The organism is Haladaptatus cibarius D43 (assembly GCF_000710615.1).
Taxonomy (GTDB): Archaea; Halobacteriota; Halobacteria; order Halobacteriales; family Haladaptataceae; genus Haladaptatus; species Haladaptatus cibarius.
In genome coordinates this window covers 1,562,873-1,583,856 of sequence record NZ_JDTH01000002.1, presented here as the reverse complement: position 1 = coordinate 1,583,856, position 20,984 = coordinate 1,562,873, and the positions used below count along the sequence as shown (strand labels likewise).

At 59.6% G+C, this 20,984-nt stretch carries 20 protein-coding genes; 12 read left to right on the top strand and 8 right to left on the bottom strand.

The window, feature by feature from the left end; genetic code table 11:
• Nucleotides 1–155: 155 nt before the first annotated feature.
• The gene (gene rbcL, locus HL45_RS13455) at nucleotides 156–1,403 is read right to left on the bottom strand and encodes a type III ribulose-bisphosphate carboxylase (RefSeq protein WP_049971586.1); all 1,248 of its coding nucleotides are present in this window, start codon (nucleotides 1,401–1,403) and stop codon (nucleotides 156–158) included.
• Between the two features lie 111 nt (nucleotides 1,404–1,514).
• On the opposite strand from rbcL, the gene HL45_RS13450 reads away from it, so the two are divergent.
• The 3 genes from HL45_RS13450 to HL45_RS13440 all read left to right on the top strand — a co-directional run bounded on the left by HL45_RS13450 (nucleotide 1,515) and on the right by HL45_RS13440 (nucleotide 4,328).
• Complete coding sequence (locus HL45_RS13450; RefSeq protein WP_049971585.1) at nucleotides 1,515–2,084, top strand: NmrA family NAD(P)-binding protein; 570 nt, start codon at nucleotides 1,515–1,517, stop codon at nucleotides 2,082–2,084.
• A gap of 123 nt (nucleotides 2,085–2,207) precedes the next feature.
• Nucleotides 2,208–2,720 (top strand): gamma carbonic anhydrase family protein, encoded by a 513-nt coding sequence (locus HL45_RS13445; RefSeq protein ID WP_049971584.1) that lies wholly within the window; start codon nucleotides 2,208–2,210, stop codon nucleotides 2,718–2,720.
• A gap of 156 nt (nucleotides 2,721–2,876) precedes the next feature.
• Nucleotides 2,877–4,328, top strand: a complete 1,452-nt coding sequence (locus HL45_RS13440; protein WP_049972041.1) for an alpha,alpha-trehalose-phosphate synthase (UDP-forming) — start codon at nucleotides 2,877–2,879, stop codon at nucleotides 4,326–4,328.
• A 7-nt stretch (nucleotides 4,329–4,335) separates the two neighbouring features.
• Here the strand turns inward: HL45_RS13440 and HL45_RS13435 are convergent, their stop codons facing one another.
• On the bottom strand, nucleotides 4,336–5,772 hold the full coding sequence (locus tag HL45_RS13435) for a nicotinate phosphoribosyltransferase (RefSeq protein ID WP_049971583.1): 1,437 nt from the start codon (nucleotides 5,770–5,772) through the stop codon (nucleotides 4,336–4,338).
• Between the two features lie 302 nt (nucleotides 5,773–6,074).
• Entirely contained in the window at nucleotides 6,075–7,484 is a 1,410-nt protein-coding gene (locus HL45_RS13430; RefSeq protein WP_084156927.1) for an MFS transporter, read from the bottom strand.
• A gap of 735 nt (nucleotides 7,485–8,219) precedes the next feature.
• Here HL45_RS13430 and HL45_RS13425 point away from each other — a divergent pair.
• A complete protein-coding gene (locus HL45_RS13425) occupies nucleotides 8,220–9,479 on the top strand; it encodes an HAD family hydrolase (protein ID WP_049971582.1) in 1,260 nt (419 codons plus the stop codon).
• A gap of 61 nt (nucleotides 9,480–9,540) precedes the next feature.
• Nucleotides 9,541–9,684, top strand: coding sequence for a TRASH domain-containing protein (locus HL45_RS13420; RefSeq protein ID WP_049971581.1), 144 nt, complete (start codon nucleotides 9,541–9,543; stop codon nucleotides 9,682–9,684).
• Nucleotides 9,685–9,894: 210 nt separating this feature from the next.
• On the opposite strand, the gene HL45_RS13415 is transcribed toward HL45_RS13420, so the two are convergent.
• The gene (locus HL45_RS13415) at nucleotides 9,895–10,257 is read right to left on the bottom strand and encodes a hypothetical protein (RefSeq protein ID WP_049971580.1); all 363 of its coding nucleotides are present in this window, start codon (nucleotides 10,255–10,257) and stop codon (nucleotides 9,895–9,897) included.
• A gap of 204 nt (nucleotides 10,258–10,461) precedes the next feature.
• Nucleotides 10,462–10,734: a MoaD/ThiS family protein gene (locus HL45_RS13410; protein WP_049971579.1), complete on the bottom strand. Its 273-nt coding sequence runs from the start codon at nucleotides 10,732–10,734 to the stop codon at nucleotides 10,462–10,464.
• Between the two features lie 100 nt (nucleotides 10,735–10,834).
• Here HL45_RS13410 and HL45_RS13405 point away from each other — a divergent pair, with 100 nt between their 5' ends.
• Entirely contained in the window at nucleotides 10,835–11,749 is a 915-nt protein-coding gene (locus HL45_RS13405; RefSeq protein ID WP_049971578.1) for a dihydrodipicolinate synthase family protein, read from the top strand.
• 67 nt (nucleotides 11,750–11,816) lie between these two features.
• Complete coding sequence (locus HL45_RS13400; RefSeq protein ID WP_049971577.1) at nucleotides 11,817–12,638, top strand: NosD domain-containing protein; 822 nt, start codon at nucleotides 11,817–11,819, stop codon at nucleotides 12,636–12,638.
• Nucleotides 12,639–12,673: 35 nt separating this feature from the next.
• Here HL45_RS13400 and HL45_RS13395 read toward each other — a convergent pair whose 3' ends face one another.
• Entirely contained in the window at nucleotides 12,674–13,789 is a 1,116-nt protein-coding gene (locus HL45_RS13395; protein WP_233274778.1) for a cellulase family glycosylhydrolase, read from the bottom strand.
• Nucleotides 13,790–14,107: 318 nt separating this feature from the next.
• Here HL45_RS13395 and HL45_RS13390 point away from each other — a divergent pair, with 318 nt between their 5' ends.
• From HL45_RS13390 to HL45_RS13380, 4 genes are all read left to right on the top strand, one after another.
• On the top strand, nucleotides 14,108–15,583 hold the full coding sequence (locus HL45_RS13390; RefSeq protein ID WP_144240087.1) for a DsbA family protein: 1,476 nt from the start codon (nucleotides 14,108–14,110) through the stop codon (nucleotides 15,581–15,583).
• A gap of 434 nt (nucleotides 15,584–16,017) precedes the next feature.
• Nucleotides 16,018–16,143 (top strand): hypothetical protein, encoded by a 126-nt coding sequence (locus HL45_RS21825; protein ID WP_267879593.1) that lies wholly within the window; start codon nucleotides 16,018–16,020, stop codon nucleotides 16,141–16,143.
• Between the two features lie 48 nt (nucleotides 16,144–16,191).
• Nucleotides 16,192–17,430, top strand: a complete 1,239-nt coding sequence (locus tag HL45_RS13385) for a mandelate racemase/muconate lactonizing enzyme family protein (RefSeq protein ID WP_049971574.1) — start codon at nucleotides 16,192–16,194, stop codon at nucleotides 17,428–17,430.
• 216 nt (nucleotides 17,431–17,646) lie between these two features.
• Nucleotides 17,647–19,284, top strand: coding sequence for a PQQ-binding-like beta-propeller repeat protein (locus tag HL45_RS13380; RefSeq protein ID WP_049971573.1), 1,638 nt, complete (start codon nucleotides 17,647–17,649; stop codon nucleotides 19,282–19,284).
• Between the two features lie 25 nt (nucleotides 19,285–19,309).
• Here HL45_RS13380 and HL45_RS13375 read toward each other — a convergent pair whose 3' ends face one another.
• Entirely contained in the window at nucleotides 19,310–19,672 is a 363-nt protein-coding gene (locus HL45_RS13375) for a hypothetical protein (RefSeq protein ID WP_049971572.1), read from the bottom strand.
• A 78-nt stretch (nucleotides 19,673–19,750) separates the two neighbouring features.
• On the opposite strand from HL45_RS13375, the gene HL45_RS13370 reads away from it, so the two are divergent.
• Nucleotides 19,751–20,299, top strand: coding sequence for a hypothetical protein (locus HL45_RS13370; RefSeq protein ID WP_049971571.1), 549 nt, complete (start codon nucleotides 19,751–19,753; stop codon nucleotides 20,297–20,299).
• Here HL45_RS13370 and HL45_RS13365 read toward each other — a convergent pair.
• A complete protein-coding gene (locus tag HL45_RS13365; protein ID WP_049971570.1) occupies nucleotides 20,296–20,910 on the bottom strand; it encodes a hypothetical protein in 615 nt (204 codons plus the stop codon). The two genes, HL45_RS13370 and HL45_RS13365, sit on opposite strands and share 4 nt — an antisense overlap.
• Nucleotides 20,911–20,984 lie beyond the last annotated feature (74 nt).

Below are 20,984 nucleotides of genomic sequence, written 5' to 3'. Positions count from 1 at the left end.
CGATCCCACCCACAGCACCGCCACCGCTACAGCCACCTCCTCCTCAGTCATCCCTCGCGTGATACCCAGCAGACCCTCGGCGGTAAACGCCTCGGGCCCGCTGGCGCACGCGCCATAGAAATCGGAGTCCAGTTCGAGGAACGGCGTCTCGTTGCTTATCGCGGTGTCTCGGTGCCCCACTTGTCGAGCGCTGTCTTCAGTTCTGGGCGGTCTTCCGCATACTCCTCGATTGGTGTGCCAGCGACCGAGGCATCGACCGCCTGTCGAAGCGCCGTCGCACCCGCCCGCGTTCCGTCGGGGTGGCCGTGGACGCCGCCACCGGCCTGAATAGCGATGTTCTGTCCTTCGCGCTCAATGAGTTCGGGGACGAGTCCGGGGTGGAGTCCGCCGGAGGCGACCGGGAGCACGTCGGTCATGCCGTGCAGGTCGGAGTAGAGCCATTCGTTGATGCCCACCGTGTCCTCGTTTGCGAGTTTGCCGAGGTCTGTGGTTCCGGTGTGGAGTTGGTCTGCGCCGCAGAGGCGGGTAATTTGTGCGATGACGCGCATCGAGACGCCGTGGTCTTCGAGTCGGTCGAAGGCGGCGTGCATCGCGCGGTGCGCGTGGATTGCGAGGCCGAGTTCCTCACAGCGCTCTCGCACCGCCTGCACGGCGGCCCAACCAGATGTCACCACGTCAACCATCACGTACTCACAGCCCTGTTTTGCTACCACGTCGGCGCGTTCGAGCATGGTGTTCGCGTCGGCGGTGATGTTGATGAGGTAGCTCTTTTTCTCGCCCGTCTCGTCCTGCGCGTCGTCGCGGTAGGAGAGACTCTCCGTGAGTCGGTCGTGGAAGGGGTTGAACGCCTGGTCGGTCAAGTTCTCGTCGTCTTTGAGGAGGTCTAAGCCGCCCATCCACGCCTCGTAGCCGATTTTCGCGTGCTGGTCGGTCGAGAGGCCGACCTTGGGTTTCGGCACCGTCGCCGTAATCGGGCGGTCGCCCGCGTCGAAAATCTCGTTTCGAACGTCGCTTCCGAACTGCGGGCCGGGGAAGGAGTTCGTGAGTGCTTCGGGCCACTCGCAGTCGAGGAGGCGGATGCGGTCAACCGCCTTCATGCCCATGATGTTGCCCGCGATGCAAGAGAGCACCTGCGCCATGTTGCCGCCCTCGAACAGTTCGTCGGGGTAGGCGACTTGAATCGTGTTGCCCTCAATGTCGAACGTCGTGGCACTCAGGTCGGTGATGCCGCCTTCGACCTGTAGCTCTGCCCACGTTCCGTTGGAACTCTCGCTGGCGACGCGCGAGGCGGCGTCTTCCATGTCCATATCTTCTGCAGGGTCGATGTAGAAGGTGCAGACGAGTTCGGAGTCGGCGGGCGTGTAATCCAAATTCAGGAAGTCTTCGTATGTGATTCCCGGCATAACATGATACTTCGTCGGCATTGGTTAAAAAACCGACCGTCGGTTTGGGATGGAAGTCAGTCGAAGAAGGGCGAGAACAGCTAAGAACAGTCCCGTCGTCTCTGACTCACCATGCCACCGGAACGAGTGCTCGTGGCGGGAGCAACGGGGAATCAGGGTGGGGCAGTCACGCGACACCTCATGGAGCGCGGGCTCGAACCGCGCGTTCCGCTCTACATCATCGACGTGGACGACATCGGTGCGTTCGTCGCGGAGGCCTTTCACGACCGAAATCGCTACGCCGGAAAGACGTTCGAGTTGGCTGGCGACGAACTCACCATGTCGGCGATGGCGGCTCGACTGTCGGAAAGTATAGGAATCGACGTGCTGGCCGACCACGTTCCAATCGAGAAATTCGAAGAGCGCGCGGGCGAAGCGTATGCCGATATGTACCGCTGGTTCAACCGGAACGAGGCCCAATCGACCTGGCGGAACTACGGACGAATCACGACGTTTCGTTCACGCTGTTCGCGGACTACCTGCGCGAACACGAGTGGGCCGAGTGAACGGGAAACCGACTACCAGAGCGTTCGTCCGGCGTCGTCCACGCGCCCGACCCAGAGCAGGTGCGTGAACGGGACGAATGTCAGGAAGCCGCCCTCCTCGTCGAAGAGTCTGACACCGACCTCTTCCATCTCGTAGTCGGCACACCGAATCTGTTCACCGTCGGAGAGTTGTGCCTTGAACATCGCCGTAAATACACGACGTTCATCCGCAAAGCTCTGCCGGGGGTAGCTTTTACTTCGAGAACGTTGTGTCCCTGTCATGGCCCGGATCTACGGATTCGAAGGGACAGAGCCGTCGATTCACGAGGACGCCCACGTCAGTCGAGAGACGACGCTGGTGGGGGACGTGGAAATCGAGGCCGACGCGAGCATCTGGCCCGGCGTGGTTTTGCGGGGGGATGTATCGTCGGTGCGAATCGGTCGAGAGTCGCACGTCGGCGACAACGCGGTTGTCCACGCCTCGATCGTCGGCGACCGAGTGATGGTCGGTCACGGCGCGGTGCTGAACGACGCCGAAGTCGGGAACGGCGCGCTGATTGGGTTCAACACGACAATAAATAGTGACGTGCGAGTCGGCGAGCGAAGCATCGTCGCGGCGGGAACCGTCACGCCAGAGGCATTCGACATCCCGCCCGAATCGTTCGTCAGGGGAATTCCTGCGCATGTGACGCCGCTTTCGGAGACGGCTATCGACCCCGAGGAAATCTTCGAAGCGTACTCCTCCGGAGCGTACACAGACCTCGTGGAACAACACGAGGAACTGTTCGCGTAGCAGTTTGTGAACGAACTGTCCGTTCTATCGAAAGAGATGAACTTGCCAACGCAAGCCACGAAATGATTGGGCTGTCGCTCCCAATGTAATCAAGTGAGTAACACCGATAAGTCCGTCCCGAACGCGCTCGCGGAATCGAGCGGTCATCCTCCGACAATGTCCGATTTGTTCGAAAGCAGGGAGTTCGTGCTGGTTTCGAACCGAGAGCCGTACACGCACGAACGCGACGACGGGTCGGTTAGCGTCGTTAGACCGGCAGGTGGTTTAACATCCGCGCTCGACCCGATGATGGCGGATACCGGCGGAACGTGGGTTGCGTGGGGAAGCGGCGACGCGGATGCCGACGTGACCGACGAAAACGACTGCGTGCGCGTGCCGCCGGAATCGCCGTCCTACGAACTGAAACGCGTGCTCTTGAGCGACGAACAGGTGTCGAACTACTACTACGGCTACAGCAACAAGGTTCTGTGGCCGCTGTGTCACTCCGACACCGCGAAGATGACGCCGAACGCGAGATACTGGCGGCAGTACCGGAACACGAACCAGCAGTTTGCGGACGCGATTTGCTCCCGAATCGACCCGTCGAACGCCGTCGTCTGGTTTCAGGACTACCACTTCGCGCTCGCACCGCGGATGGTGCGCGAGCAAGCTCCTGACGCCTTCTGCATGCAGTTTTGGCACATTCCGTGGCCGTCGTGGGACGTGTTCCAAAGCTGTCCGCAGTACGACGAACTGCTTTCCGGACTGTTAGCGAACGACCTGCTCGGCTTCCATCTCGACCAGTACTGTCTGAACTTCCTCGATTGCGTTTCCCACGCGCTCGATGCGGACGTAGACCGGAACCGCGGTCGCATCGACTACGACGGGAGAACTATCCGCGTCGAGGCGTTCCCGCTCGGCATCGACACCGCGGAGCGACGACGGCTCGCGGAGTCGAGCGAAGCGGACGACCAGTGGCAGTCCCTACGCGAAACGTATCCGATTCCCGACGAGGGACAGCTCGCGCTCGGCGTCGATAGGTTGGACTACACGAAAGGAATCGAACAGCGCCTCGATGCCCTTTCACACCTCTGGGAGTGGTATCCCGACTGTCGGGAACGACTCACTTACGTGCAGAAAGTGACCGAGAGCCGGAGTCAAATCGACGAGTACCAGCACCTACAGGAGAGCGTCGAAGAGCGGGTCGAACGAATCAACGATCGGTTCGCAACGGAGACGTGGCAACCCATCGTCCCCATCGACGACCACCTCCCGCAGTCGGCGCTGGCCGCGCTGTACCGGGAAGCCGACATCTGTCTCGTCAGTTCGCTTCGAGACGGAATGAATCTCGTGGCGAAGGAGTTCGTCGCCTCGCAGGTGAACGACCCGGGCGTGCTGGTTCTGAGCGAACTCGTCGGCGCGCACGAAGCACTCGGAGAACTCGCGCTGACGGTGCATCCGAACGATACGGAAGCGTTCGCGGCCACCATCGAAGACGCACGGGAGATGCAACCAGCGGAGCGGTCGAACCGAATGAACCGACTCCGAGAACAGGTCGCAACGAACGACATCGGTCGATGGAAGCACGACGTACTACAAGAAGCGAGTGAAATTCTGGAACAGCAGTGACGATTCGTTATTGGTTCCTCGCTTCCAACTGGGTCTGCACCTCGTTCGTCAGTTCTCGAAGCCCCTCGCTGATTTCGACTGGATACTCGGCGGGATTCCGAAGCGACCGACATTCAGCTGGCAAGTTTCGGCGACCTTCTCGTGCCCGGTCTGCAATCGCGTCGAGGCCCGGCGAGTCGTACACCCGCGTTCCGTTTTCGAACACCGTGACGAGTTGTTCTTCTCCCCCAGAATCGCCCTCGCTTCCGTCCCGGACATCCTCATCTTCGCTCCCGACAACCTCTCCCCGCAGGGCGAGGATGTCCTTTCGATACTCGTCTTCTTCTCCGTGATGGACGCGCCGAAGACTTTTCGCGCCGGGGTAGGTAACTTTGCCCGAGGAGAGTTTCATGCTCGGCACCATCTCGCCGTCGCGCTCTATTTCGGTGAGTTTGTAGACGAGGTCGAGCGAGGGCGCGTCCTCGCTCGTCGTGAGCGCGGTTCCGGGGCCGAAGCCAGTAGCGACGCCGCCGCGTTCGAGGAAGTCCGCGATTTTGTACTCGTCCATTCCGGAGGAGACGAAAATCGGTGCGTCCCCGACGATTTCCGCGACTTCCTTCGAAAGCGTTGCGAGGTCGCCCGAATCGAGGCGTACCCCGACCTCGGCGTCGTGTTCGTCGGCTACGTCCATCGCAATCCGGGCCCCTTCGACGGTGTCGTAGGTATCGACTAGCAAAATCGAATCGTCGCCGTACTGTTCGGTGAACGTGGAAAACGACTCGCGCTCGTCTTCGAAGCTTTGCACCCACGAGTGGGCCATCGTTCCGTGGACGGGGATGTCGAAGGCCTCCCCCGCCGAAACGAGCGAGGTTCCGTCGAAGCCACCGATGACGGCGGCGCGGGCGGCTTTCATTCCGGCATCGGTGCCGTGGGCGCGCCGGGAACCGAAATCGACGAGCGACTGATCGTTTCCGTGGCGGTCGACGGCTTCGCGCATTCGCGCCGCTTTCGTCGCCACGAGACTCTCGAAGCCGACTTGATTCAAAAGCAGGGTTTCGAGGAGTTGAGCTTCGAAAATCGGGGCTGTCACCTCCAGAATCGGCTCGTTCGGAAACACCGGGGTTCCTTCCGGAAGTGCCCGCAGTCCCCCCGTGAACTCGAAGTTTGCGAGTGTGTCGAGAAAATCAGATTCGAATCCCCTCTTTTCGAGGTACGAAAGTGCTTCCTCGCCGAACGACAGCGTTTCGATGCTGGCGATTACCTGCTCCAATCCCGCCGTGAGCACGTAGCCTCTGTCCGTCGGTAGTTCGCGGAAAAACAGGCTGAACGTGGCCATTGGATTGTGATTCGCACCGTGATACCCCTGTAACATCGTCAGTTCGTAGAGGTCGGTAAACAGTCCCAAATTCTCGGGCGTGACGTACCCGAAGTTCGGCTCCCCGTTTTTTTGCTCGCTCCCCACCATAGCCTTCGGGACGACGGGAAATCAGTAATAGCTGTGGGCGTGGAAGACAGTCGCTAGCGACTGTCTCCTACAGTCCAAGCCTCGATTTTTCGCACCCGAATATTCATCTTCTGCGGCGTGAGGCGTTTATTCACTCGCTTCCTAGTGATGGCATGAACTTGGAATCGCTGAAACCCGACTTCCTCACACCGAACTGGAAATGCAACGCGTGCGGCAAGAAATACTGGCGCAACCGACGACAGTGCCGGAACTGTCAGAACACAGTTTTCGACCGCGTTCGATAGGTTACTGGCAGTTCCTGATTATCGGTCGCCGGGAAATTCGCCCGCGCTCCGCGGACGAATTTCCCCATCTGCGTCCCGTCGCGCTTGTTCGTAGGCAACCGTCTTTTCCAGCGAGTAACCACCCTCCGCGGTCGGCCCGCAGAAGGCGTCGTGTGTCTGCCCGCAGGCGATTTCGGTAGCGGAGTCCGCGGCCAGATGGCCGGATCTTTCCGGGTGCTCCGCTCCCGGTCGAACGTCGATGTTGGCCGTCTCAGGCAGATACCGCCAGACGAGAACGACGATGCAAACCATTGCGCCACCAGCAATCGCCGTGGTTCCGTCGTAGCCGACGGCGACGTAGGCACCCCCGGCGAGCGCGCCGCCGATGCCGGAACCGACCTGCCCGATACCGACCGTGAGGCTCATCAGCGACCCGCGCTGGTCGCCCGACACCAGTTCGGTCAACATCGTCTGGAAGGGAGTCGCCCGCGAGGCGAACAGTCCCATCACGACGAAGAAGAGGGCGTAGACAGCGAGGACGCCCATCGCGAGAAACGGCGTGGCGAACATGACCAGCGCGATGCCGATTGACGCCGCGACGATGACGCGCTTGCGGCCCACGCGGTCGGAGAGCGTCCCGGCCTGCGGCCCTGCCAGAACGTTGGCGATGCCTCCTACGAAGAACATCGCGCCGATTGCGGTGCCGTTCATGCCGAGGGTAGCTTCCAGCCACGTCGGGAGGTAGGTCGTGTAGAGCGCGTTGCCCATGAACATCACGATGAACACCACCGTCGCGGCGGCGATTTCGGGCCGCCGGAGGAGCGTCGCGTAGGCTCCGATAGCCGACCGAAAGGAGAGTTTCCCGGTCGCCAACTGCACGTCCGGTTTCGGCACCGTCGTCCAGACGAGAACGAACGTCACGGCCATCAGCACGGCGAAGAGGAGGAACGGAATCCGGAAGCCGAGTCGTTCGGCGAGAATCGCACCCAGCGGAATCCCGGCGATTTGCCCGGCCGCGAAGCCGCTGAACACCCAGCCGTTCGCCCAACCGCGCTGTTCGCGCGGGAAGTAGTCCCCGACGTAGGCGACTGCCGCGCCGTTCAGCACGCCGCCAGCGATTCCGGCCAGACCTCGGACTGCCAGCAGGGAAGCGAAATCCCACGCCAATCCGTGGGCCGCGAGTGAAATCGCGAGGAGGGCGGTGCCGACCAGCAGAATCCGGCGACGACCCACGTGGTCTGAAATCGGGCCGACGACGAGCGAGAAGGCTCCGACTGCCACCGCATAGGAGGTGATGAGCGTACCAAGTACGGCTTCCGGGGCCGACAGTTGCTCCGCGATTCGCGGAAGGATGGGCGCGATGATGAGGGCTTGGCTGGCGACGATGAACACCAACAGCCAGAGGACGAAGATGACGAGATAGTCGGTTCGTTTTCCTTTGTTATTCATCGGGTTCGCCTCTCCTGGTTGATGGTTTGGTGGTAGGCACGCGATTTCCCCCTCTGCTCGCAGAAAGAGACGGGTTGCGCGGGCAAAAGGGCATCTAGGGACCGTGAGATGGGGCGTTACAGACTCGAATAAAACTGTCACCGTAGAAAATCCGACGACGAGTTTCTGAGGTTTGTTCGGATATGGAATTCCTGCGGTTTGTTTCGAGATGATGGTTGCAAGCCACGACTGCAGAACAGCACGCTCTCAAATTTTGGACGCTGTTGTTGGCACGTCACGACTCCACTGAAACCGCCACCGCAACCGCAAGCCACGACCCTCCCCAACCGATTCCCTCGTTTCACTCGGTCATCCCTCGCGCGATAATCAGCAAGCCTTCGGACGACGAGTCCTCAGGCTTGCCAACGCACGCGCCATTGGATTTAGTGAAAATCCACAGCACTCGAATATGACGATACGGCGCGCGAAGGCGAACTCTCGGTTCGCCCGCGCGAGGGATGAGTAAACGAGCACCAGCGAGTGAGCGAATCGGTTGGGGAGGGCCGAGGCCCTGCGGGTACGGTGACGGTTTGATTGGAGTTGTGACGTGCAACCACCATCTCCGAACAGACTTCGAAAAGCCGTTGGCATATCGTCAACTTGCCGCGATAAATCACATACTGCACGAAACCATCTCGCATATCCACACCATCTCAGCCCCCGAACTTTATCTCCCGTGAAAAGCCATACTCCTGTATGGAACGCTACGACGCCCTCTATCGCCTCTACGACGAGTTCGACGCGAAAACCCTCCGGGCATATCAGGATTTCGTTGACCTCTTTCCACCAGTCGATTCCCGCGTCGCGCTGGAACACTGGCAGTCGGCGAGCGAGGAGTTAGACCAGCGAAAGGACGAGATTCGCGGGGCGTTCGACGCGGGCGAAACCTACGCCACCATCGCCGCGCACGCCACGCGCGACCAGTCGTTCACCGCGCTCGACCTCTACTCGAAATACGGGCGAGGGGTGAACGCGCTGGTGCTCGACGTGGACGAAACCCTGCGCTCTGCCGGAGGAACCGACAACGAGATTCCGCGGGAGACGCTCCACCTGCTGACCGAGTTTCACGAAAACGGGATGCCAATCGTCGTCTGTACGGGACAGACGCTTGAGAACGTGAAGGGATTCGCTATTCAGGGCCTCGGCAACGAAATCGTCCACTCGGGCAATCTGAGCATCGTCTACGAGGCCGGGACGGGCGTGTTCACGCCGGGCCACGGCGCGGAAACGAAGCGACTGCTGTACGAGGAGTTGGACGACGAGATTCGGAACATCTTCGATACGGTTCGCTCGCAGGTGCTTTCTTCGGCACCCGACGAACTCCGGCGGTGTACCCACCTGCAGGGCAACGAGTTCAACGTCACGATGAAGCCGAACTTCGAAACCGGCAGTTCGCGGGCCGTCGAAATCATCGACGACGCGTTGGTCTATCTGCTGGATTTGCTCGGCGGGACGGTCGCCGAAACTGGTGCGGAAAGCAACTCTGAAAGCGGAAACGGAAGTGGAAGTGACTGGGCGCGAGCGTACTACGCCGATAGCGACCCGGAAATCCGCGGCGTGCTGGAAGAACAGGGTGAAACTCCGGAAAACGACGTGGAAGCGATTCCCGAAGAGGTGCAGGACACCTTCGACCGAATCGACGTGGCCTACTACGAGGGTGACGCCGCCGAAATCGGCAGTCGGGAGTTGAACAAGGTGGTCGGCGTGAAAGGCGCGCTGGACGTGCTGGGTATTGACGACCCATTCACGCTCGTCATGGGCGACAGCAAGAGCGACCTCCGAGTTATGCAGTGGGTGGACGAAACCGACGCCGGTATCGCCGCCGCCCCGGAGCACTCCTCGCGCGACGTGTTAGACCACGTCGTCAGAACCGACGAACTCGTCTACGACCAAGGGAAGGCGGGCGACGTGCTTCGAACCGTCTACGCGATGAACCGGTTGGCGAAACTGGGATAATCGCGTACCGCTTGCCAACGCAGGCAGAGTGCGTTTTCGTTCCGCATTCGTATCGAGTTCTATGAACGAATGTCCAGTCTGCGGCACGGAACTGTACGAGAATCGGGAAACGGAATTCGTCAGCCGTCATCTCGGCGAACAACATCGGTTTTGCTCGGCGGAGCACCGAGAGCAGTTCGAACAGTCGCCTGGCGAGTTCGTCTGAACTCGGCCGTACCAGTAGACGAAACTGGCAACCGAGAGGGGGAATCGTCGTGAGCCAGAGGAACACTCGAAGGGAAAGCAACAGTCCGGACGAAGCGGGTGCCGAAACCGCCCTCTACACCGAACTCGCCCGATAGGAAAACTCGACTTCGAGGGATTCCGGCAGTTCTCCATCGCTTGCTTGCCACTTTTGGATTGATCCGGCGACGATTTATTCGCGTTCTTGCGTGTCTGAATCGACCACGTCATACTGCTGTGTCATCACACCACCCTCGAATTTGGTATCTGAAAATTCCAGTTCCCGCGACTCGGGGAGCAGGATCTCGACGAGTGTCAGGAACTCACCGTCGTCAAAATCGACATCCTTGAAATCACTAGCGAAACCGAATCCCTTCTCCTCCAATGTTTTCCATCGAACTCCGACCCTATGCTTGGGGTTTGTGAGCAGTGTCGCACTCGCAATTTCGCCCGAGGTTTTGTCTCGTAACGGAGAATACCGATAGACGGACTCGGAGACGCGAAATTGCCATCCGGAACGAACGGCCGGTTCGTCCTCGGAACCATTCGCTATCATATCCGAGCAACCACCCAGTGAAACTGCCGTAGCGGCGACACTGATTGTCGTGGCGCGTTTGAGAACGCGCCGACGAGTTCGCTTGTTGGAGGACACGTAGAATCTGTTGTGAATATTGTTGATAAATGTGTCTATAGAAACATAACCACAGAATGTAGAATCACGGGGCGGAGAAACCGAGGTAAGCGTGCCGAAATGGACGACTCAGGCGTTCACTTGAACGCGCACCGTGTCGCCCGCTTCGACGGAACTGTGGGCCGAAAGTGGTTCGGCGTTACGTCCCGACTCGCGGAGGACGCGAGTGTCGGAGCGGAGGCCGAAACCGTCCACGATTCCGGCGCTGACTTGCTGGCCGTACTGTTCGCCGAGTCGGTTCACGACATCCTCGACGGTTGCCGCTTCTGGCACTGCAACGCGGGCGTCGCGGGTTCCTGTTCGCGCCACCATTGGGCCGGTAAGTTTAACTGTGACGTTCATACTCATACTGTTGTCCCCCTGCAACAAAAAGTTTACTCATACTCGAAAAAGTCCTGCCGGGACGAAACCGCTTATGAGGCCGGAGAATGAGCCTTCGAGTATGTCGCACGCACCCGAACCGGGGTCGGACGACCCGCTGTCCCTGCACGGCGTCGTCCCGCCCACGATTACGGCGTTTCACGAGGACGAATCGGTTGATTACGACGCGACGGCGGCCCACGCCGAGTTCGTCGTGGACGGCGGCGCGCATGGCGTTTTCCCGCTCGGAACGAACGGCGAGTTCCCGCTCCTGACGAGCGAAGAGAAGCGCGGTGTAATCGAGGCCGTCGTGGACGCCGTAGACGAGGTGCCGGTTATCGCGGGCGTCGGTGCGCCGAGCACCTACGAAACCGTGTCCCACGCGGAACACGCGGAATCCGTCGGTGCGGACGGCCTCGTCGTCGTCACGCCGTACTACTTCCCGCTCGACCACGACGCCGCAGTTTCGCACTACCGACGCGTCTGCGAGGCCGTTGATGTCCCAGTGTACGTCTACCACATTCCGAGCAAAACCGGGAACTCGCTGTCGCTCGGCACGCTTTCCGACCTTGCCGAGATTCCGAACCTCGCGGGACTCAAGGATTCGAGCAAAGACGTGCCGTGGTTAGGGCAAGCCATCGACGCACATCCCGAGCTTACCTTCCTCGCAGGCTCGGACTCCCTGCTCTTCCCCGGCCTCGAAATCGGCTGCTCGGGCATGGTCAGCGCGGTTGCCAACGTCTTCCCCGAACTGGTCGTCTCCCTCTACGACGCCTACGACGACGGCGACGAGGCTCGTGCGCGAGAACTCCAAAGCAAAGTGTACGACGTTCGGGACGCTCTGAAGGGCGGGTCGTACATGGCCGGAGTGAAGACGGCGCTCGACGTTCGGAACCTCGACTTTTCTCCCGGCCCGCTCCGGAGTCCACTTCGAAAAATGGACGACTCCGATAGGGCGGAACTCGAATCCGACCTCCGCGCGCTGGATTTACTCTAACGTTTCTCCCGGGTAGGCCGTTCTTTCGGGGAGTGGCTATAACACGGAGGGCGTTGTCCGGGTGGCTATGGCTCCCTCGCGCGTCCTCGCAGTCGGAGTAGTTGTGCTGTGTTTACTCGGTGGTGTCGCCGACGCTCGACCGTTCGATTCGTCCCTCGACGGAACTCAGGCCTCCCGTATCGGTTCCTGTACGAAAATAACCAGTCCGGGCCACTACACCCTCGGACAGGACATCAACAACGGCAAGACGCGCATCTCCACCGGTTGTATCGACATTCAGGCTGACGACGTCGTCCTCGACGGGCGCGGCCACCTCCTCGACGGATTCGGGGTTAGCGACACCAGCGGCGTGCTGGTCGAAGATGCTTCGAACGTGACCGTCAGAAATCTCCGCGTTCAGGACTGGAATCGCGGTATCGCCGTCAGAAACGCGGAAAACGTGGCGGTTCGTAACGTGGACGCGTCGAACAACGCGATTGGCATCGACGTAACCGGTTCCGATGCTCGGCTGGTCGGAAACACCGTTCGTGGCGATTTGAAAGGACTCGTCCTCGACGACCCGTGGGACGACGACCTCGTAAATAACGACATTCGGGGCAACCACGTCGAAAACGTCTACGCGCCGCTCGCGGTCGTGGACGTTTTCGGCGTTCAACTCACGCTCGGCCCGCCCCTCGACCTCGACCGAGACGGGCGGTACGAGGATTTGACCGGAAGTGGTGATGCTGGTGTCTTGGACGTTGTGGCGTTTCCCGTCGTCGTCGTGGCCGACGCGATTGGCCTCGCCGACATTCCGACGGAACAGCGCACGGCCCTCGACTTCGACGGAGACGGTACTTTAGACCACGGCGACCTGCTGGCCTATGCCGGACTCAAGCCGACGGCCTGAATCCGGCCGCGTCGTGCTTCGGTGACCTGTTTCGATTACGACTCTTCGTTTGCCCGCTCTGGCACTTCGTTCGCCCATTCTGGCCACTCTTTTCTCTGTTCTCCCGAGAAGGAGTCGTCGCCAGACATCGACTTGATTGCGCGAGCGTCCTTCTTGCTCCACACTACGCCGTCCTCGTGGAAGACGCCGTTCAAAATCCCGCGTTTGCGCTGACTGAGCATGTAGGCCGGTTTGAGCATGAGTGACCAGAAGAAGTTGCCGACCCCTGCCTCGCGGATGGGCGGCACGAGCGACGCATAGCGCGGGCCGCGTTTGGTCGGTGGAACGTTTTTCTGTCCCCAACCGAAATTAGCGATTCGTTGCCACTCGGTGAGCCACACTGGCATTCCGGCGCTTTGTTGAAGTTTGTTGGCTTGCGCGAGAACGTCCCGATAGATGGCCTGCGTATTCGGATAGTTGTAGTGAAACTGCATTACATCGACTCCCCAATCGTAGTAGTCGGCAACGTTCGCCAAACTCGTTGCACCGACCGTCAGCGGGACATCTCCGCGCTCTTCGCGGACGACGCGGAACATCTCGCGGGCGAACCGCTTTTTCCACTGTCGCCATCCGGGTTCGTTCATCACTTCGATAGCGAGCACGCGTTCGTCGTCGCGGTAGCGGTTCATCACCCACTCCGCGAATCGGGTCGGCCCGCCCCATCTGTCGGGATTTCTCATCACCTGTTTTCCCGGCGACCAGACCGAGGTACCCGTCCACGGGTCTGTGTCGTAGAGGTTTTTCGGAACCGGCGGGCGTCCGACTCCCTCGAAAATCCCGAGGATAATCCGGATTTCGTGGGATTCCGCGGTTCGCAGGAAGTGGTCTACCGCCCGGCCAAACGATTCTTTGTCCTTGTGCCACGCTTCGTAACTCAGCCACGTCCTGAGGCCGTTCAGATTGAGTCGGGTGGCAAACCCCATGTCGCGCTCCGTGACACCGCGTTCGTAGGTGTGCCACATCTGGAACGAGTTCATCGCTCGTGCTGGAAGGTACATCGCACCGCGGACATCGACTGGCGGTTCTTGAGCATCGGCTACGCATCCCGCGAGTGAAACCGCAGATGCGACGCCGGTAGCGAGGAACCCCCGTCTCGTACACCGACGAGTCATACACTCGCGGACAACCCCGTTCTACCTGAAAGTGATGGTTTGTTTACTGATACTCTGTCAAAACTTGACACGTGTTTCCCATCTGAGTAGAATATTCCGACTTCCTGTGAAACCGCCGAATACAGCACTCTAACGGTTTGAAACAGTATGCAACGGCTTAGGAGGCGTTTAGCAACGTTCAACGATTCTCACGTTTTATACTACCGACCTGTTTGCCAATGAACCGTGACGCAGCACAACCCTACCCGAAACACGGCGGAAAACAAAAAATCAACTTCGGAACGAAACGACACGCGGAACACGACACGACGAACCTTCATGCGACTCACCGGCGGAACTGCTCTTCTCGGCTTTGCGGGCACCGCGAGTGCAGACCACACGACCGCAGACCCGGTGTCCGGTGCACCAATCCCCAACAATCCGGGGCAGTACACATACGCGACGATGGGTCACGGCGGCAATCCGACCGCGACCCTGTACGGGAATTTCAAATGTCCGTACACGCAGGATTTCGTCCTCAACAATTTGGAGGACGTCATTCGGGAGTTCGTCGAATCCGGCCGCCTCGATATTCGCTTCCGGGCACTCGCATACGAACCGCCGGGACGCTCTTCTCACGGTTCTTCGTACTACTTCATCTCCGACAGCGACCCTCTCATCTCCGAATCCGCGATGGGCGCGTGGAACGCCGAAGCGAACGAATACTGGGCCTTCTTCCGCGACATGTTCGAAAACAAGGTGTCCGGGAACGTCTCATACGACGACATGCGCGCCCGGATGAACCAGTCTGACCTCGAAGAGCGAGGGACGGCAATCTCGTGGGCGAAAGACAGCCGGTACGAGGACACTGTCTATCAGACGCGATACGCCGCTGGCGACGACGGCGTGACGTACACGCCGATATTCGAACTGGATGGTGACACGACGCCACCGCATCACGACACGCAAGATATTCTGAATTGGATAGAAAACCGACTGCCCGACGACGGCGGCAGTGGCGGCGGGTCGTCCGGCAAATCCGGCGAAGCCGGGTCGATAACCACCAGTCAACCCGATAGGGACGATTGGTTCAGCGAGAGTCTTTCTACCTCCTACGATTCGCCAACAGTTATCGCCAAATCGCTGACCTACGACGGTGCCGAACCCGCCCACGTCCGACTACGAAACGTCGGAAACGACGGATTCCAGTACCGAATCGAGGAGTGGGAGTACGAAGACGGCCCACACACCAGCGAGACGTTCGGGTACGCGGTGCTCGAAGCAGGGACGCACTCGCTCGACGGAGTAAAAACCGAATCGGGGCGTGTGACGACGGACGACGATTTCCAGTCCGTTTCGTTCCAACAGGATTTCTCCGACCGTCCAGTCGTCTTCAGTCAGGCGCAATCGCGCAGAGGACTCGACGCCGTCGTGACGCGCAACGACGACGTTTCCCGGAATGGAATGCGAGTATGTCTGAAAGAACAGGACAGCTACGGGGCGCACACCGACGAATCGGTCGGCTATCTCGCAGTCGAAGAAGGATTCGGTACTCTCGGCGGGTCGTCGTTCGAAGCGGGCCGAACATCCGAGTCGGTGACCGAGGACTGGCACGAAATCCGCTTCGACGGGTCGTACAGCGACCCGTCGTTCGTCGCCGATATCCAGACGTACAACGGATGGGACAGTTCCCAAATCCGATACCGAAACCTCACGAGTTCGAGTGTCGAAGTCAAAGTCGAGGAGGAGCAAAGCGAGGACGCCGAAGTCGTCCACCGAGCCGAATCGGTCGGATATCTGGTTTTCGACGCCTAAACATCGAAAGCCAGCAACTCAGTGGCTGACGCGGTTGAGGATCTACGGAATTTGAGGAATTGCGTTTTGTCGAACCAGCGGATGTCCAAATCGTGCTGTTCGCCCATGCGAAGCAGAAATGTCGCTTCGCGCGGTGGCTCTGTTTCGCGCGGTTCGATTCGGCGTCGCTGAATCGAACCGCCAACTTTCCGGCGTACGTTCGGTGGACAATCGGCAAGAAACGGTCAAATCGACGATGAATGGTCGCAAAAATGATCGTTCTCGGGTCTGATTTTCACTTAGAGAATCCTTAATCGACAGCAGGGGGGAGCACGAAGTGGATTCGCCCAAACGGGCGTTCGTCCACCAACAGACAGGAACGGTCGGCCTATCCGACCGCGCTGTTGGTTAACTGGTCAATAGTAACGACGACGGGAGTAGAAGGGACAAACGAGATGCCAGAACAGCAGACCGTCCCACGGGTCGTTGGCTACTATCGCCGCGGTCGGTACGAACTCCGAACAGAGGATTCCGTCCACGCGTGGATAAGCGCGGAAAAACCGGTTGACGTGCTGCAGTGAGTGGCCGATACCAGTCAAACTTTTACTCTGGCCTGAGTACTCGGTGGCATGGGACGCGATTATTCCACGCTTCACGACCCGAACGCGGAGTACACCATGCGGAACCTCTCCGCCGAGACGATGGGCGCGACGACGACGCGAAGCGGCGCACGCGATGTCGAAATCACCGACGTGCAGACGACGATGGTGGATGGGAACTTCCCGTGGACGCTCGTTCGCGTCTACACCGACGCCGGAATCGTCGGCACGGGTGAGGCCTACTGGGGCGCTGGCGTCCCCGAACTCATCGAACGGATGAAACCGTTCGTCGTCGGCGAAAATCCACTTGACATCGACCGACTGTTCGAACATCTCATTCAGAAGATGTCCGGCGAGGGCTCGGTCGAGGGCGTCACGGTAACCGCGATTTCCGGCATCGAAATCGCACTGCACGACCTCGCGGGCAAGATTCTCGACATTCCGGCCTACCAACTCCTCGGCGGCAAGTACCGCGACGAGGTTCGCGTCTACTGCGACTGCCACACTGCGGACGAGGCAGACCCCGAAGCCTGCGCCGACGAAGCGGAGCGCGTCGTGGAAGAACTCGGTTACGACGCCCTGAAGTTCGATTTGGACGTTCCGTCCGGACTCGAAAAAGACCGCGCAAACCGTCACCTCCGTCCCGGCGAAATCCGTCACAAAGCTGAAATCGTGGAGAAGGTCACCGAGCGCGTGAAAGACCGCGCGGACGTGGCGTTCGACTGCCACTGGACGTTCTCCGCCGGGAGCGCAAAGCGACTCGCAAAGGAAATCGAAGACTACGACGTGTGGTGGCTCGAAGACCCTGTTCCCCCGGAAAATCTCGACGTGCAGGAGGAAGTGACGAAATCAACCTCAACGCCGATTACGGTCGGTGAAAACCGATATCGCGTTACCGAAGAACGTCGCCTCATCGAGAACCTCGCCGTAGACATCATCGCGCCCGACCTGCCCAAGGTCGGCGGCATGCGCGAAACCCGGAAAATCGCCGACGTTGCGAACCAGTACTACGTCCCGGTCGCCATGCACAACGTCTCGTCCCCGGTTGCGACCATGGCCAGCGCCCACGTTGGCACTGCGATTCCGAACTCGCTGGCGGTGGAGTACCACTCCTACCAACTCGGCTGGTGGGAAGACCTCGTAGAAGAGGACGTTATCGAGGACGGCTACATCGAAATACCGGAGAAACCGGGACTCGGCGTGACGCTCGATATGGATGTCGTGGGGGAAAAAATGGTCGAAGGTGAGACGTTGTTCGATGAAACGTAGTTTCGTCGAGTCAGCCAAACACGAACAGATGAGCGAAAGGTAGCTGAGATGTGACAAACGGGAGTTGCGACCGTAGTCGCTCCTCACCGACCGACGGTTGTATTTTTGTCTCTCACTGACAATCGGCAGATATTTTGAAATAATACTACTCTTTGGATTCGATTCTACAAATATGTGGTCACAAAACTTATTCAGTGTCGATTCGTTCAATTCCCTATGAACGGGACACATCGGCGGAAGTTCCTCAAAACGGCCGGCGTTCTCGGGGCGATGGCCACGGTCGGAACTGGATTCGCGCTCAGCGCGACAGACACCGACGAATCCGACAGTTCGTGGCCGACACGCCGCGGAAACGCCGGACGAACCGGGGCAACCGCAGACCGCGGCCCCGATTCGTCCGTGACGACCAAATGGTCGTTCGATATGGGTGGCGGAATGTACGCCAACGAACCAATCGTGGGAAACGACATAATATATTTGGCGGTAGCGACGGCGAACACACCCTCGACCAGTGAGGGATACGTCGCCGCCTACGATTCGGCCGGAAACGAGATATGGAAACGAGGCGGGATTTCTCGTCCCGGAACGCCGACCCTCGGGGATGGTGCCATCTATTTCGATACGTTCGGTGCCGAGGACGCCGACTCGACTGGATTTTTTGCGCTCGATAGCGAAACCGGCGAAACGAAGTGGCACAAACCCTCGTCTTCCGGGTTCGGCGGTGCACTGGTTGCCGACGGTGGATTGTACTGCACCGTGGCCGGGGATGCGTGCGAAATCGACCCCGAAACCGGTGACGTGGTCTGGAAGACGCAAAACGTCGGTGGTGCGACGTGCTACGCCGACGGAACACTGTTTTATGGCGACGGTATCGCGCTTTCCGCAAAAGATGGCTCCGTCTTGTGGGACGTCTCCGGGGACGAAGACCGTCTCCAGACTGTTTCCGGTGGGCAGGTGTACAGCGTCAAAAGCGACAGAGACACCGGAACAGAGGTTCGTGCGCGGTCGGCAGACGACGGGACGGTTCTGTGGTCGCAGTCGCTCGGTATCGAGGGATACTGGTGGGGTGCGCAACTCACGGCCGCTGACGGACGCGTCTTCTTCCGCGTGGACAATACGGTACGGGCACTCGACGCGAAAACGGGCGAGGAAGCGTGGGTGTATGAAGCGAATGCGGAACTCGCGGGCGACCTGACAGTCGCGAACGATGCACTCTACGTCGGTGGGCGGACGACCCCCGAACCGGACGTAGGGATTGCACTCATCATCGCAATCGACACCGCGTCCGGCGAACGGAAGTGGCACCATTCGTTCGGAGCGTGGGAGTTCGATGAGATCGGCCCTGCCGCCGGAACACCCGTTATCGCCAACGGGAAAGTGTACACTGCCACCTTTCCGCTTCGGTCAACCATCGACTGGATGTACACCGAGTATGCCGATTTTCACGTTCTCGGGGCGGCCGAGTCGAACGAAACGACATCCCAATCGACCGAGACGACGGACGAGGAGACGACAGCGACGACCGAAGGGATGGAGAGCGAGACGACGACAACAGACGATGGAACGACAAAGACAACCACCACAACAGACGACGGGACAACAACTGACGGAACGACGAGTGAAACGCCCGCGGAAACCACGACGAGCGAACGAACAGTTACCGAGACAACCGAAACTACGCAAACGACCACGATACAAACGAAGGGAACGACCACGTTTGAATCGCCGGGTGATGAAGATAGCACCACCACAACCACCACGGATGGCCAACCCGGATTCGGAATCCTCACCACAATCGGCGGGCTTGCGGGCGTCGGTGCGTATCTCCGTCGTCGCGTCGAGCGGGAAGAATGAGTTCGAAAGCGTTGACAACTCGGTTTTAGGCTCGCAACTGCTCTCTCACCGTCTCCTTGAACGCAACCAGCACCGCACCGACCGCAAACAGCCACACCACGGTGATTTCCGTGGCTGTTGCGTCCCCGGAAGTTAGTCCGGTTCCGACGATGGTGTGAACACCAATCGAGAGCAAGAAGACGAGAAATCCGAAATGCCAGACGCCATCGACGTACAACTCCGAATTGTACGAGAGGAGGGCGAATCCGAGTGCCAGCGAGACGGCAATGGCGACCACCGACCATCGCAGACCAGTCACACCGAATGCATCCGCCAGCGGGCCAACGAGGGTGATCAAGGCTAAATTCAGTGCGAGAGTGACGCTCACGAGACGAAAACCGGAAACCATGCGACGAGTTGGTAGCCTCGTCGGATAAATGTAGCCAACTAGAGGTTTTTATAGTATGGCGACCAAATCGAGAAACGAATGAGCGAACCGCGGTTCCGCGAAGTACAGCGATTCCGGCAGGGATGGCTCTGGGCACTGTTAGTTTTCTCGACCATTCCAGTCGGTCTGCTGGTGTCCGTCGTGACGATAGAGGAGGCGGGCGGTTTCACCCGCGATGCACTCACGACACTGGCGGCGGTACTATTCGCACTTTTCGCGCCGTTGGTACTTTTCTACCGCGCTGGACTCGTCACCGAAGTCCGCGAGGACGGTCTGTACTGCAAGTTTTTTCCTTTCCATCTCCGATTCCGGCGAATTCCGTTTTCGGAGATGACGCGCGTCGAACGAGTTAGCTACAGTCCGATGCGTGACTACGGCGGTTGGGGAATCAGGTTCGGCCTCTCGTTCTCTCGTCGGGGAATCTCGTTAGACGAAAAAGGAGTGGCCTACATCGTCAGCGGAAACGAAGGCGTCAAAATCGAACGGGAAGGAAAACGCCCGTTGCTGGTCGGGTCACAGCGCGCGGACGAACTCCGGCGGGCGATTGCAGACGCGCGGCGTTTCAGCGCGGATAGCGGAACCGATTAACAGATGGGTTTCGGGTCGAGTCCCATGTCGGTCAAAGTATCAGCGTAGTTGTCGTATGCAATCTGGACGATTTCTTCCGCGATTTTCCGCGCCTCGTCCCACTCCGAATCGTCCTCGCAGCAGGCAGAAAGCAGGGAAACGCCGTCTCCGACGTTTTGCTGGGTATCCTCGCGCAAATCACGAAAGAGGTTCGCCCGGCGTTCGTCCGCCCTGTTGACGAAGAAGTTCACGACTTGAAGCAGGGTTCTGTCGCCGACGAGCGAGCGTCCGACGAGGCCGCCCGCCCGCGAAACGTCGTCTTCTAGTTCGCGGAGTCGTTCGTGCATGGAGTCCACCCCGGCGGGTTCGAACTCGTCCAGTTCCGCTACGACGCGCTCGTAGTGGTCGCGTTCCTGTGTTTCCAGTTGGTTGAACAACCCCCGTTCTGATGACTCGGCCCACTCTGCGAACGTCTCTGCCGCGGTGCGTTCGCTTCCCGCGACTGCCGTGAGAACGACTTCAGGTTCGAGGTCGGCATCCGTGAGCGCGACGAGCAGTTGTTGGGAGCCGAGACGGTCGAGTTCGGTCGATTTGGCATCCCGTACCGAGTCGGCGAAATCGTCTCCGTTCATACCATTGAAACGGCGAGGCGGAGCATAACGTTTGGGCGGCGATGGCGAGAGGTCGCACTTCTCGGGCGACCGTT